Raw genomic sequence first — 13,426 nt, forward strand, 5'->3', positions numbered from 1 at the left:
GAAAGCATTACACTTCGGAGCCGGCAATATTGGCCGTGGCTTTATTGGCAAACTGCTTGCCGACGCGCACGCCGAACTGACTTTTGCTGACGTTAACCAGACGGTGCTGGACGCGTTGAACCAACGCCAAAGCTACCAGGTACATGTGGTGGGCGAGCAGGCGCGCGTTGAAGAGGTGAATAACGTCAGTGCCGTTAACAGCGGTAGCGAAGAGGCGGTGGCCCTGATTGCCCAGGCCGATATCGTCACGACGGCCGTTGGCCCGCAGATCCTCGCGAGAATTGCCGGGACTATCGCTAACGGCCTGATCCTGCGCCATCAGCAAGGCAATACCCAGCCGCTGAACATCATCGCCTGTGAAAACATGGTGCGTGGTACCAGCCAACTTAAGCAGCACGTGTTCGATGTACTGCCACAGGGTGAGCAGGCTTGGGTTGAGCAGCATATCGGCTTTGTCGATTCCGCCGTGGACCGTATCGTGCCGCCAGCCGAGGCGGGCAGCAACGATCCGTTGGAAGTGACGGTAGAAACTTTCAGCGAGTGGATCGTCGATCAGACCCAATTCAAGGGTCAACCGCCAGCCATCGCTGGCATGGAATTGACCGACAACCTGATGGCGTTTGTGGAGCGTAAGCTGTTTACCCTCAATACCGGCCATGCGATCACCGCTTACCTGGGCCAGCGCGCCAAGCTGTTGACTATCCGTGATGCGATCCTCGATCCGGCCATCCGTCAGGTGGTCAAGGGCGCGATGGAAGAGAGCGGTGCAGTGCTGATCAAGCGCTACGATTTCGACGCCGACAAGCATGCCGCCTACATCAACAAAATCCTGTCCCGCTTCGAAAACCCGTATCTGCATGATGACGTAGAGCGCGTGGGCCGTCAGCCGCTGCGCAAACTGAGCGCGGGCGATCGCCTGATCAAGCCGCTGTTGGGCACGTTGGAATACGGCTTGCCGCACGCCAACCTGATCCAGGGGATTGCCGCCGCCATGAGCTACCGCAGCGAGCAGGACCCACAGGCACAAGAGCTGGTAGACTTGCTGGCAAAACTGGGTCCAAAAGCCGCGCTGGCGCAAATTTCCGGTTTACCAGCCGACAGCAAGGTTGTGGAAGAGGCGGTTGCTGTGTATAACGCCATGCAGTAAACGCTGTGATATCAAACCAGTGTAAGCAAACCCGTTCCCTTTCCCCACGGATAAGGGGTAGGGTGAGGGGGCAAGGCGTCTTTGCCCCCCATTCGGGCTCACTCCCTGCGGTTAACGGGGAGCGCCCGAGTGATCACACCACCCACGCGATTCGAAAAGCGAAGATGATCGAGACACAGGCATTCGAAAACAAGGTTCTGGAAAAGTTGAACGCAGGCAAGACGGTGCGCAGTTTTCTGATCGCAGCGGTCGAGCTGCTGGCAGAAGCGCTTAACGTCCTGGTGGTGCAGGTTTTCCGTAAAGATGACTATGCGGTGAAATATGCCGTCGAACCTCTGTTGTCCGGTGCCGGGCCGCTTGGTGAGCTTTCGGTTCGTCTGAAGCTGATGTACGGGCTGGGGGTGATATCCCGCCATGAATACGAAGATGCCGAACTGCTGATGGCGATGCGTGAAGAGCTGAACCACGACGGTTCGGAATATCGCTTTATTGATGATGAAATTCTTGGCCCCTTCGGTGAGCTCCACTGCGTCAGCGCCTTGCCGCCGGTCCCCACGTTTCTACAGCCCGGCGAGGCGGACGAGTCGCTGATCGCCATGCAACACCAGCGTTACCAGCAGATGGTGCGTTCCACCATGGTGCTGTCGATTACCGAGCTGCTGGCGGAAATCGGTGCCAAACAGCCCTCCCGGCTCTCCCCGCTCGGTGCTCAAAAACCTTAAGCCATCAGCGCACGCCACTCGTCAAACAGCAGCCATAATGCGGTTGTTGCCATCAAGCCCGCCATCACGCCGTTAAATAACCGCAGTTTCCAGGTAACACGCAGAGCGTGGCGTAGCCGATCGCCCATCAGCGCCCAGATCAAGATGCAGGGGATATTCACCGCGGTAAAGCCTGCGATGGTTAACAGCGTTTGATGCAGCGTCGCTCCTTCATGGGGGGTGAACAGGATCGCTACGTTGATGGCCATCAGCCAGGCTTTCGGGTTCACTGCCTGGAACAAGGCTCCACCGATAAAGCGCATTGGCTGCGCTTGCTGTTTAGCATCCGGTGAGGCCGCCCTGTACAGTTTCCACGATAGCCACAGCAGGTACGCACAGCCCATCACCGCCAGCGGAAAGCGAATGGTATCGGCCCAGTTAAGGATCAGCGCCAGCAATAGCGTGGTGAGGGCTAACTGTGTTGCACAGCCCAGGCTGATACCAAACACCATCGGCAGGGTATGTCGCAGGCCGAAATTGACGCCGGACGAGGCCAGCAGCAGGTTATTGGGGCCAGGGGTAATCGACATCACGGTCACATAACTGATAAACGCAGAGTCCAGCATGAGGTTTTCCATACATGATTGGGGGTGAACATCAGCATAAGGGCTGTCGACCGATGGTGACAGAACCAGAAATCAGATATTGTTATGGTTACAGTTTCGATAATTTTGAACTGTACCCATTACCTGGAGAGAAACTGTGACCCTGCTTGATGAGATCCCAGAAACCCGCTACCTGCAACTGGCGGAGACTTTGGCGGCCGCTATTCATCGTGGCACTTTACCGCCCGGTAGCCGCTTGCCTTCGGTACGCCGCTGCGCACAGAGCCACAGTGTTAGCATCAATACCGTGGTGGCGGCCTATCGCCAACTGGAAGACCGGGGGCTGATTGAGGCGCGACCACAGTCTGGCTTTTACGTGCGGGCGACCTTGCCTGCATTGAAAACGGCGTCGGCACCCAGTAACCGGGTAGAACAGCCGGCGGATGATGTGCTGGCCCTGATCGATACGGTTTTCGCCGCCCAGCAGAACCCGGCCTTCACCAATTTGTCGCTCGCCTGTCCGCAAACCGTGGATTTTTATCCCGGCGGCAAGCTGGGGCGGATGTTGTCATCACAGTTACGCCGCCAGCCTAATCTGATTGGCCAATACGCCTTGCCGCCGGGCAGCCTGCGATTGCGCCAGCAGATCGCCCGGCGCTCGATGACGTTGGGCATGCTACTGGAGCCGAGTGACATCACGCTGACGCACGGTTGCATGGAAGCCTTGCAGCTGGCGCTCAGAGTGACCACCAAGCCGGGCGACTGCGTGGGGTTGGAGTCGCCGACCTATTTTTACCTGCTGCCGCTGCTCGCCAGCCTGGGGCTGAAAGCGCTGGAAATCCCCACCGACCCGCAGCATGGCCTGTCGCTGGATGCGCTCGAATTGCTGCTGCAGGAGAAACGACTGAATGCGGTCATCGCCATGCCAACGATACAGAATCCGCTGGGCTGCACCATGCCGCTGGCGTCGAAAAAACGGTTGGCACGGCTGATGAACGATCATCAAGTGCCGCTGATCGAAGATGGGCTGTATGCCGAGCTGCAATTTGGCAGCGCGCTTAGCCCGGCGGTGAAGGCGTTCGATAGCGACGGCTGGGTGCTGTTTTGCTCCAGCTTCACCAAAACGCTGGCACCGGATTTCCGCATCGGCTGGGTGGTTGGTGGGCGTTTCAGTGAGGCGCTGCGCAAGCTGAAGGCGGTGTCTTCGATGTCGGAGTCGCACTTGCTGTCGGAAACGCTGGCCATGTTCCTGGAGGCGGGGGGATACGATCATCATCTGCGCAATTTGCGTAAACGCTATGCGGCGCAGGTGGAAGAGGCCAGAGCGCTGATTGCCCGCCATTTCCCACGCGGGACAAGGGCTACCCAACCTGCCGGTGGATTTGTGTTCTGGGTGGAGTTCCCACCAGGGGTAGACACGGTGGCGCTGTTCCATCAATTGCTGGATGAGCAAATCTGCCTGACGCCCGGTACGCTATATTCTCCAAGTGGGCGTTATCATAATGGGCTGCGGCTCTCCTGCTGCTACCCGTTTAACGCCCGTTATACCCAGGCGCTGGCGCGGGTGGGGGCAAAAGCCTGCGAGATGAGCGGCCTGCCTGCGGGAATTGCGCAAGGTGAGGAGTAACCTGCCGTGCATTTTGCTACACTAGCGAAATAATTTTTACGCCATAGAACAAAACAGGCCAGAGACGATGAAAGAGAAAGAAAAAGCCGAGATTAAGCGCCTGAGCGATTTGCTGGACGCACTGAACCATAAAGACACCGTGGTGATCCAGCAGGGTAACACCGACCTGATTGCGCAACATCTCAAAGAAAAAGAGAAGCTGAAGACTGAGATTGAGCGCCTGAAAAACGTGCGCGTGGAAAAACTGAGTGCGGAAGCGCAGAAGTTGAGCCAACTGCCGTTCAGCCGTGAAATCACCAAGAAAGAGCAGGCGGATTTGGGCACGCTGAAGAAAAGCGCCCGTGGCCTGATCGTGGTGCATCCAATGACCGCACTTGGCCGTGAGATGGGCCTGAAAGTGGTTACCGGTTACGCCAAAAAAGCGTTCTGAACCCCTCACCCCAACCCTCTCCCACAGGGAGAGGGAGCTGATAGCCCCAGCTCTTTTGGGAGAGAGAAGATAGCTTCCGCAAATTCGATCGCCCCTGAGCCAAGGTGAGTCACTATAGTTTCAAGCACACTCGATCGGTCCCCTCTCCCTGTGGGAGAGGGTTAGGGTGAGGGGTAAGCTCAGGCCTTGGTCGTAAAGAACGCGCAGGTCTGGTAAGGCACCGTGAGCGTTTCCTTCCCCCGCAGTTCCTCTTCCTCTGCCACCCATTGGCGGATCTGTTCGATCACCTGTTCCTGCTGCTGTTGCGGCAACGCGGCGATAAAGCTGGTGGAACGCACGCGGTTATAAATCACATCTTCCGGCGCTCCGCTATGCCCCAGCATAAACACTTGTTCCTGCAACTGGGCAAAGCCCGGGTAAGGGAACAGCCTGCGCCATTCACCGGTATAAAAACGCGGAGCATCCCCTTCGTGGCGATCGACTATCTGATTGAGCTTACGCACCCAGCTAACCCGCGCGTCACGCATATTCCATACCAGGCCAAGCTTGCCGCCGGGTTTCAGTACACGCTGAATTTCCGCCAGTGCCTGACGTGTGGCAAACCAGTGAAAAGATTGCGCGCACACCACGGCATCCACCGACTCGTCCGGCAGCGGGAGTGATTCGGCGGTACCTGCCAGCGTTTTCACCTGAGGGAATGCTGCCGCCAGTTTTTCCAGCATCTGCGCCACCGGTTCAACGGCGATGACGTTGGCACCGGTCTCCAGCAGGCGCGGAGTGAACTTGCCGGTGCCTGCGCCCAGATCGATAACGGTCTTACCGGGCTGTAGCTCAAGTACCTCGCGCAGCCAATCGGCGATCTCCGCCGGATAATCCGGGCGGCCCAAAACGTAGCGATCTGCGTTGGCCTGATAGCCGGCTGCGGCCGCGTGATGAATGGAATGAGGCGATGTAGCCATAACGCAACTCCCAAATCCAGGTCGATGGATATCCTCTGCCCGGTGCTGATTAACGGCCAAGCAGACGGCGGTTGAGGTCTTCGATTTTGCCGCTGGTGATGCGAGTCAGCATGGTTTTGCTCCAGCTGGCCGACAGCCCTGCGACCGACAGTAAACGACGGTATTGCTCTTCATCGAACGGCATGTGCCAGGCGATGCCGATCGCTTGTGCGACGGAAACATCGCTATTGCGGGTCACCAGTTCCAGCGGCTGATCGCCACTGACCAATCCGGACGACACCACGCGATACAGCCAGCCGCAGCGGCCGGTTTGCTGCATCAGCACCGAAATGTCTTTAATAGCGAAATGGTCATTGAGCTTGAAACACGGAGAGCGCGGTTGGGTCACCTGGATCAGCGCTTCGCCCCAGCGGTAAATATCCCCCATAAACACATTATGTTCGGTCAGGCCGAGGGTCGAAATATTCTCACCAAAGGCGGGCGCGCAGAACTGTTCGGCTTGAGCGGGGAACTGTTCACGCCAGTGATCGTAGTGTTCGCGTGGGTAGTGGCAAAGGGCGCGATCTGGCCCGCCGTGGTAGCTTTTTTCTGCCTGCTCATCGCCTGCCAGACCCAATGGGGTAAGCTTCAGCGTACCCTCCACCAGGCGTTTGGCGATAGCGCTGGGGCGGCCACCTTCATAAGGTTGAATCGAACCGAGATAGACGTCTGGGTGGTGCATGCTAGCCTCCATTCACGCTCGTTAATGCTGTCTAGCATAGCCTGAGTCGAGGGGGAGGAACAGAATAACCCGCCCGGAACTCACCGGGCGGGGGGGAGGGATTAGAAGGTCGTCCAGTTGTCTTCGGCGCTGGTGCTCGGTTTGGCCATCGATGGCGATTTGAGCTGGGTGGCTTTGGTTTCCACTGGCGCAGCCTTATCCGCCAGACGGAATACCGAGACGCTTTGCAGCAGCATCTCGGCCTGCTCTTCGAGCGAATCGGCGGCAGCGGCAGACTCTTCCACCAGCGCGGCGTTTTGCTGAGTGGTGTGATCCATTTCCACGATGGCCTGACCAATCTGCGCGATGCCTCTGGTCTGTTCGTCGGAGGCGGCGGCTATTTCCGCCATGATATCACGCACATGGGTGACCGAGCGGACGATTTGCTCCATGGTGTTGCCGGTGTCTTCCACCAGTGCGGTACCGCTCTGCACTCGGCTGACTGATTCAGTGATTAACCCTTCGATTTCTTTCGCCGCCTGGGCACTGCGTTGAGCCAGATTACGCACTTCGCTGGCGACAACCGAGAAACCGCGCCCTTGCTCGCCTGCACGGGCGGCCTCTACGGCGGCGTTCAAGGCCAGGATGTTGGTCTGGAAGGCAATACCGTTGATCAGGGTGGTAATTTCGGCGATCCGCTGCGAACTGTTGGAAATATCCCGCATGGTGCTGACGACATTGCTGACCAGTTTACCGCCCTGTTGTGCGGTTTGTGAGGCATCGGTCGCCAGTTGGTTGGCGTGATGGGCGTTGTCGGCATTCTGCTTCACCGTGGCGGTGAGCTGTTCCATGCTGGCGGCGGTTTCTTCCACCGCTGCGGCCTGTTGTTCGGTACGTGAAGAGAGATCGGTATTACCTGCGGCGATTTCCCCGGCGGCAGTGGAAACCTGGCTGACCCCCATCTGGATTTTCTCAATCATATCGCGCAGGTTCTGGCTCATCGCGGCGACGGCATTGAGCAACTGGCCCAGTTCATCGCGGCGAGTGCTGGTTTGTGCCTGGCGTAGATCACCCTTGGCAATGCGTTCTGCCAGCATCAATGTGCTGTGCAGCGGACGGGTGATTTGTAACGTGATACGCCATGATATCAGCAGGCCAGCAAGAATAGCGATCGCCGTGGTGAACGCCATCTGCCACTGTGCGGTATCGATATTGTTGTGCGTCTGCGTTAACTCATCCTTCATGAAATTGTTAACCAGCGTGCCGATCTCGTCAGCGTAACCGCCCAACTGTTTACTGATCTTGATCTCATTCTCAACGGCCGGCAGGTAGGCTGCGATGTGGCCTTTATACTCGTCAAGCACGGTCAACAGAGGTTGTAGCAACGGGCGCTGTGACTCGTTCAGGCGTTGGCTGAGCGTGTTGGCGGCGCTGCGGGCGTCGTCGATAGCGCTGAGCAGCGGGGTTTCGGCGTCGCGATTGGATTGCAGCACTAGGCCACGGGCATAGTAGCGGATCTGGGTCAATTTCTGGTTCAACTGGGTAAACGCCAGTTGCAGATCGGTAGCACCCAACTGACGTTCAACCTGGCTCAGGCTGTCTTGCACTTCAGACATGTTCCAGCTCGCTCGCACCGCGTCTTTATCCGCCACGGCTTTGGCAAACATTTTCTGTTGTTGCTCATAGTTACCCAGCAACACCACCAAGAGCTCCAGATCCTTGCGGCTTTGCGCGTCCCAATTCAGGTTTTGCGCATGGCTGGCCAACTGTGACGCGTTCTCGATATGCTTGCGGTTACGCTCAAGGAACTCAGGATTGTATTTTTGGCTGAACATGGCGCGGTAGTATTTCGCCTGACTGATTTCACCCGTCAGTTGGTAGCTGAAATCAATGCGGTTGCTACGTGATTCAATAAGATTGAGGTAGGTTATTCCGGTGCCAGCGATAACGATCGCCAGTATCAACATCAGGGAGAATCCGAGTCCGAGCTTTTTACCCACGGTGAGATGAACGATTTTTCCTGCCAAAGCTTTCAATGCCGCCATGATTTTTCCCTCTTTAGGCGTTAGTCAATTGAACAAAGCATCGGCAAGGGGCGGTTAAACTTTAGCGGACATTGGGCAAAAAGATACCCGCATCAGCGGGCATCATCAGAGATATCCCCGTCGTCTTTCATGCTGCAGCGTTGTTACCTGCACTTAGCTACTCGACCCATCCCTGGGTCTCGCCCCTTCGGGGCCGCTGTGTACAGCGTTCAAATCTGTTCCTGACAGATTTGTCACCCCAGTCACTTAAGAAAAGTAAGCTCCTGGGGATGAGTAAGCTTGTCGCCTAGCTGCAACTTGAAATCCATAGGGGAACGCCAAATTATTTCTTGGCTTCGGCGAAGCGTTTGGCCGCTTCGTCCCAGTTCACCACGTTCCAGAATGCCTTGATGTAGTCAGGGCGACGGTTCTGGAATTTCAGGTAGTAAGCGTGTTCCCACACGTCCAGGCCAACGATTGGGAAACCTGAAGCGCCGGAGACGGCTTCGCCCATCAGCGGGCTGTCCTGGTTAGCGGTAGACACCACGGCCAGCTTGTCGCCTTTCAGCACCAGCCAAGCCCAGCCAGAACCGAAACGGGTGGCGGCGGCTTTCTCGAACTCTTCCTGGAATTTCTCTACGCTGCCGAAATCGCGCTCGATAGCGGCTTTCAGATCGCCACCCAGCGTGGTGCCGGTTTTCAGACCTTTCCAGAACAGGCTGTGGTTAGCGTGGCCGCCCGCGTTGTTGCGCATGAAGGTGCGCTTGTCAGCAGGGACTTTATCCAGATCCTGGATCAGCTCTTCTACGCTCAGCGAAGCCAGCTCAGGGTAAGCTTCCAGCACGGTGTTAGCATTGTTGACGTAGGTCTGATGGTGTTTGGTGTGATGGATTTCCATCGTCTGCTTGTCGAAATGCGGTTCTAGTGCGTCGTAAGCATAAGGTAGGGATGGCAGTGAATAACTCATGATCATCATCTCCAGTAGTGTAGGGCGGCGCAAAATGTGAGCACCGCGTAAGCAGTATGATGCATTATAATTAATTAAATGATATTGAAAATGATTATCAATGCCCTACAAAAGATGTGGATTTAACCTTTAATCGGTAATACGCTGCGGATGAGTAAACACCGTTGCCCGGCCAGGCTTGCTAAAACCCACCAATGTCAGGTTGCTGCGCTCGGCGATTTCCACCGCCAGCGAGGTGGCGGCAGAGACCACAAACAGGATCTCGGCGCCGCACATGGCGGATTTTTGCACCATCTCGTAGCTGGCCCGGCTGGAAACCAGGATCGCCCCTTGCTGCCAGCCCTGTTTAGCGCGCATGCCTATCATCTTGTCCAACGCCACATGGCGGCCAACGTCTTCGCAGCCGCCCAGCAGCTCACCTTGTGGTGAGATCCAGCCTGCGGCGTGGGTGCAGCCCGTCAGCTGGCCGACGTTCTGTACCTGGCGTAGCTGACCGAGGGCGCGATCGAGATTGGCCAAGGAAAAGGTCTGGGTAAAGGGCAACGGTGTTACTGGCCGGAAGATATCCGCCAGCTGTTCGATGCCACAAACGCCGCAGCCTGTGCGGCCCGCCATCGCTCTACGGCGCTCCTTCAGCCCGGCAAAGCGGCGGCTGGAAAGCTCAATTTGTACCTCCATGCCGTTGCAGGTGGGATTAACCTCTATACTGAAGATATCCCGTGGCGAGTCGATAATTCCTTCCGACAGGGAAAAACCGAGGGCGAACGCCTCCAGATCCTTTGGCGTACACATCATCACCACGTGAGAAATGCCGTTATACACCAGCGCGACCGGCACCTCTTCGGCGAGCCAATCTTGCTCTGTGGCGGTCAGTTGCCCGCGCTGGTACACCGGAGCCTGGATCAGGCCCGTGAGCGCGTTCACATTTGTGGGCTGCTCTTGGTTAATTTTGTTCACTTTCCTGGCACCTGTTTGTAACAACCCTACGCCTGCTATGGTATTATTGCGGCGCCGTTGCGGCCTATTTGGCCAATACCCACATAAGAATAGTGATTTTAGCGCTTCCCGCTTTCAGGGGGAAAGCGTCATTTGAAACAATGTGACAACACGAGAGAGAAAGGAGACCCCCCATGCAGGTCAGCAGAAGGCAGTTCTTTAAGATCTGCGCTGGCGGTATGGCAGGAACCACGGTGGCCGCACTGGGCTTTAGCCCTGCGGTGGCACTAGCGGAAACCCGGCAGTACAAACTGCTGCGCGCCCGTGAAACCCGTAATACCTGCACGTATTGTTCCGTCGGCTGTGGGCTGTTGATGTACAGCCTTGGTGATGGCGCCAAAAACGCCAAAGAGAGTATTTTCCATATCGAAGGGGATCCAGACCATCCGGTAAACCGTGGTGCACTGTGCCCGAAAGGTGCAGGTCTGGTGGATTTCATCCACAGCGAAAGCCGTCTCCAATACCCTGAATATCGCGCTCCAGGCTCAGACAAGTGGCAACGCATCAGTTGGGACGACGCCTTCACCCGCATCGCCAAACTGATGAAAGAAGACCGTGATGCCAACTTCGAAGCCACCAACGCCGCTGGCGTAACGGTAAACCGTTGGCTCTCCACCGGGATGCTGTGTGCTTCGGCCTCCAGCAACGAAACCGGTATGCTGACCCAAAAATTTAGTCGCGCTCTCGGCATGCTTGCCGTAGATAACCAGGCGCGTGTCTGACACGGACCAACGGTAGCAAGTCTTGCTCCAACATTTGGTCGCGGTGCGATGACCAACCACTGGGTTGATATCAAGAACGCCGACTTAATTATTGTCATGGGTGGTAATGCGGCAGAAGCGCATCCAGTGGGATTCCGCTGGGCGATGGAAGCCAAAATTCATAATAAAGCCAAGCTGATCGTCATCGATCCGCGCTTTACCCGTACTGCATCCGTGGCGGATTTCTACACGCCTATCCGTTCAGGTACCGACATTGCTTTCCTGTCGGGCGTTTTGCTGTACCTGATCAGTAATAACAAGATTAACCGCGAATACGTGGATGCCTACACCAACGCCAGCCTGCTGGTGCGGGAAGACTTCACCTTTGACGACGGCCTGTTCAGCGGCTACGACGCGGAAAATCGCAAATACGATAAAACCACCTGGAACTACCAGCTCGACGAGAACGGCTTCGCCAAGCGTGATACTACGCTACAGGATCCGAACTGCGTGTGGAACCTGCTGAAAAAGCACATCAGCCGTTATACGCCAGAGGTGGTAACCAACATCTGCGGCACGCCAACCGAAGATTTCCTCAAGGTGTGCGAATATATCGCCGAAACCAGCGCCAGCGACAAGACGGCCTCGTTCCTCTACGCCCTGGGCTGGACACAGCACTCGGTCGGTGCGCAGAACATCCGCACCATGGCGATGATCCAACTGCTGCTTGGCAATATGGGCATGGCGGGTGGTGGCGTGAACGCCCTGCGCGGGCACTCCAATATCCAGGGTCTGACCGATTTGGGCCTGCTGTCACAAAGCCTGCCGGGCTATATGACGCTGCCTTCGGAGAAACAGGCCGATCTGGATACCTACCTGAAAGCCAACACGCCGAAGGCGCTGCTGCCGGGCCAGGTCAACTACTGGAGCAACTACCCGAAATTCTTCGTCAGCATGATGAAGAGCTTCTACGGCGATAAAGCGCAGAAGGACAACAGCTGGGGCTTTGACTGGCTGCCGAAGTGGGACAAAGGCTACGATGTCATGCAATACTTCGAGATGATGTCGCAGGGGAAAGTTAACGGCTATCTCTGCCAAGGCTTTAACCCGGTTGCCTCCTTCCCGAACAAGAACAAAGTGGTGGCCTCGCTGGCCAAGCTGAAGTTCCTGGTGACCATCGATCCGCTGAACACCGAGACCTCCAACTTCTGGCAGAACCACGGTGAGTTCAACGATGTCGACCCATCGAAGATCCAGACCGAAGTATTCCGCCTGCCATCCACCTGCTTTGCCGAAGAGAACGGTTCAATCGTTAACTCTGGCCGCTGGCTGCAATGGCACTGGAAAGGGGCCGATGCCCCAGGGGAAGCGCTGAACGACGGTGAAATTCTGGCGGGGCTGCTGATGCGCCTGCGCGAAATGTACACCCGTGACGGCGGTGCGGTCCCTGAGCAGTTGTTGAACATGTCCTGGGATTACCTGACCCCGAACAATCCAGCGCCAGAAGAAGTGGCGATGGAGAACAATGGCCGGGCACTGGCGGATGTTCTCGATCCAGACGGCAAAGTGTTGGCGAAGAAAGGCGAACTACTCAGTACCTTCGCGCACCTGCGTGATGACGGCACCACGGCGAGTGGCTGCTGGATCTTCGCAGGCAGTTGGACGCCAGCGGGCAACCAGATGGCGCGCCGTGACAATGCCGATCCTTCTGGCCTTGGCAACACGCTGGGCTGGGCTTGGGCATGGCCGTTGAACCGCCGCATCCTGTATAACCGTGCGTCTGCGGATCCAGCGGGTAAACCGTGGGATGCCAAACGCCAGTTGCTGGAGTGGGACGGTGCCAAGTGGGGCGGGGTGGATATCCCGGACTACAGCGCCGCCGCACCGGGCAGCGACGTCGGGCCGTTTATCATGCAGCCGGAAGGTATGGGCCGCCTGTTTGCCCTCGACAAACTGGCGGAAGGGCCGTTCCCTGAACACTACGAGCCGTTTGAAACGCCGCTCGGCACCAACCCGTTGCACCCGAATGTGGTGTCCAACCCGGCGGCGCGCGTGTTCAAAGACGATCTGGCCACGATGGGCAAATCCGACAAGTTCCCGTATGTCGGTACCACCTATCGCCTGACTGAACATTTCCACTACTGGACCAAGCATGCGTTGATTAACGCCATCACTCAGCCAGAGCAGTTTGTGGAGATTGGCGAGAAGCTGGCCGAGAAGAAAGGCATCAAGCAGGGCGATACGGTTAAAGTCAGCTCCAACCGTGGCTATATCAAGGCCAAGGCGGTGGTGACCAAGCGTATTCGTACTCTGCAGGTGAATGGTCAGGACGTGGACACCATCGGCATCCCTATCCACTGGGGTTACGAAGGGGCGGCGAAGAAAGGCTTTATCGCCAACACGCTGACGCCGTTTGTCGGCGACGCCAATACGCAAACGCCAGAGTTCAAGGCGTTCCTGGTTAACGTGGAAAAGGTGTAACGGAGACGAATTATGGCAATGCAATCTCAAGACATCATTCGTAAATCCGCCACCAATGGCTTCACCCCGGCACCGCGCGCGCGCGATC

12 protein-coding genes are annotated in these 13,426 nt (G+C 56.9%); 6 read left to right on the top strand and 6 right to left on the bottom strand.

All coding sequences use genetic code 11. The annotated features are described in order from the left end of the window. Both ACLQ7H_RS02290 and ACLQ7H_RS02295 read left to right on the top strand, forming a co-directional pair. Window positions 1–1,147: mannitol-1-phosphate 5-dehydrogenase (locus tag ACLQ7H_RS02290; protein ID WP_411751268.1), on the top strand; the 1,147-nt coding region annotated here is incomplete at its 5' end. A gap of 164 nt (window positions 1,148–1,311) precedes the next feature. Continuing rightward, window positions 1,312–1,869 (top strand): MltR family transcriptional regulator, encoded by a 558-nt coding sequence (locus tag ACLQ7H_RS02295; RefSeq protein WP_024483278.1) that lies wholly within the window; start codon window positions 1,312–1,314, stop codon window positions 1,867–1,869. Here the strand turns inward: ACLQ7H_RS02295 and ACLQ7H_RS02300 are convergent. Then, window positions 1,866–2,474: a LysE family translocator gene (locus ACLQ7H_RS02300; RefSeq protein ID WP_411751269.1), complete on the bottom strand. Its 609-nt coding sequence runs from the start codon at window positions 2,472–2,474 to the stop codon at window positions 1,866–1,868. The two genes, ACLQ7H_RS02295 and ACLQ7H_RS02300, sit on opposite strands and share 4 nt — an antisense overlap. Before the next feature lie 136 nt (window positions 2,475–2,610). On the opposite strand from ACLQ7H_RS02300, the gene ACLQ7H_RS02305 reads away from it, so the two are divergent. Together ACLQ7H_RS02305 and ACLQ7H_RS02310 are read left to right on the top strand one after the other, a co-directional pair. Continuing rightward, window positions 2,611–4,080: a PLP-dependent aminotransferase family protein gene (locus ACLQ7H_RS02305; protein WP_411751270.1), complete on the top strand. Its 1,470-nt coding sequence runs from the start codon at window positions 2,611–2,613 to the stop codon at window positions 4,078–4,080. A gap of 67 nt (window positions 4,081–4,147) precedes the next feature. Then, complete coding sequence (locus ACLQ7H_RS02310; protein ID WP_411751271.1) at window positions 4,148–4,510, top strand: YibL family ribosome-associated protein; 363 nt, start codon at window positions 4,148–4,150, stop codon at window positions 4,508–4,510. A gap of 179 nt (window positions 4,511–4,689) precedes the next feature. Here the strand turns inward: ACLQ7H_RS02310 and ACLQ7H_RS02315 are convergent, their stop codons facing one another. The 5 genes from ACLQ7H_RS02315 to fdhD all read right to left on the bottom strand — a co-directional run bounded on the left by ACLQ7H_RS02315 (window position 4,690) and on the right by fdhD (window position 10,117). After that, complete coding sequence (locus ACLQ7H_RS02315) at window positions 4,690–5,469, bottom strand: class I SAM-dependent methyltransferase (RefSeq protein ID WP_411751272.1); 780 nt, start codon at window positions 5,467–5,469, stop codon at window positions 4,690–4,692. A gap of 49 nt (window positions 5,470–5,518) precedes the next feature. Continuing rightward, on the bottom strand, window positions 5,519–6,190 hold the full coding sequence (gene yiiM, locus ACLQ7H_RS02320; RefSeq protein ID WP_411751273.1) for a 6-hydroxyaminopurine reductase: 672 nt from the start codon (window positions 6,188–6,190) through the stop codon (window positions 5,519–5,521). A gap of 101 nt (window positions 6,191–6,291) precedes the next feature. Next, window positions 6,292–8,214 (bottom strand): methyl-accepting chemotaxis protein, encoded by a 1,923-nt coding sequence (locus tag ACLQ7H_RS02325; protein WP_411751274.1) that lies wholly within the window; start codon window positions 8,212–8,214, stop codon window positions 6,292–6,294. A gap of 322 nt (window positions 8,215–8,536) precedes the next feature. Next, entirely contained in the window at window positions 8,537–9,160 is a 624-nt protein-coding gene (gene sodA / locus ACLQ7H_RS02330) for a superoxide dismutase [Mn] (RefSeq protein WP_411751275.1), read from the bottom strand. Between the two features lie 129 nt (window positions 9,161–9,289). Then, window positions 9,290–10,117 carry a formate dehydrogenase accessory sulfurtransferase FdhD gene (gene fdhD, locus ACLQ7H_RS02335; protein ID WP_411751276.1) on the bottom strand — a complete coding sequence of 276 codons (828 nt, stop codon included), beginning with the start codon at window positions 10,115–10,117 and terminating at the stop codon, window positions 9,290–9,292. A gap of 173 nt (window positions 10,118–10,290) precedes the next feature. On the opposite strand from fdhD, the gene fdnG reads away from it, so the two are divergent. Both fdnG and ACLQ7H_RS02345 read left to right on the top strand, forming a co-directional pair. After that, complete coding sequence (gene fdnG, locus ACLQ7H_RS02340) at window positions 10,291–13,338, top strand: formate dehydrogenase-N subunit alpha (RefSeq protein ID WP_411751277.1); 3,048 nt, start codon at window positions 10,291–10,293, stop codon at window positions 13,336–13,338. Between the two features lie 12 nt (window positions 13,339–13,350). Continuing rightward, on the top strand, window positions 13,351–13,426 hold a 76-nt coding region (locus tag ACLQ7H_RS02345), incomplete at its 3' end, for a hypothetical protein (RefSeq protein ID WP_411751278.1).

It is taken from the genome of Serratia sp. (in: enterobacteria) (assembly GCF_046715635.1).
GTDB lineage: Bacteria > Pseudomonadota > Gammaproteobacteria > Enterobacterales > Enterobacteriaceae > Chania.

Bases quoted from the DNA above. Each gene is read 5' to 3' on its own strand.
- ACLQ7H_RS02295 (WP_024483278.1), top strand. From the start codon at position 1,312: ATGATCGAGACACAGGCATTCGAAAACAAGGTTCTGGAAAAGTTGAAC.
- ACLQ7H_RS02300 (WP_411751269.1), bottom strand. From the start codon at position 2,474: ATGCTGGACTCTGCGTTTATCAGTTATGTGACCGTGATGTCGATTACC.
- ACLQ7H_RS02315 (WP_411751272.1), bottom strand. From the start codon at position 5,469: ATGGCTACATCGCCTCATTCCATTCATCACGCGGCCGCAGCCGGCTAT.
- yiiM (WP_411751273.1), bottom strand. From the start codon at position 6,190: ATGCACCACCCAGACGTCTATCTCGGTTCGATTCAACCTTATGAAGGT.
- sodA (WP_411751275.1), bottom strand. From the start codon at position 9,160: ATGAGTTATTCACTGCCATCCCTACCTTATGCTTACGACGCACTAGAA.
- ACLQ7H_RS02310 (WP_411751271.1), top strand. From the start codon at position 4,148: ATGAAAGAGAAAGAAAAAGCCGAGATTAAGCGCCTGAGCGATTTGCTG.
- ACLQ7H_RS02325 (WP_411751274.1), bottom strand. From the start codon at position 8,214: ATGGCGGCATTGAAAGCTTTGGCAGGAAAAATCGTTCATCTCACCGTG.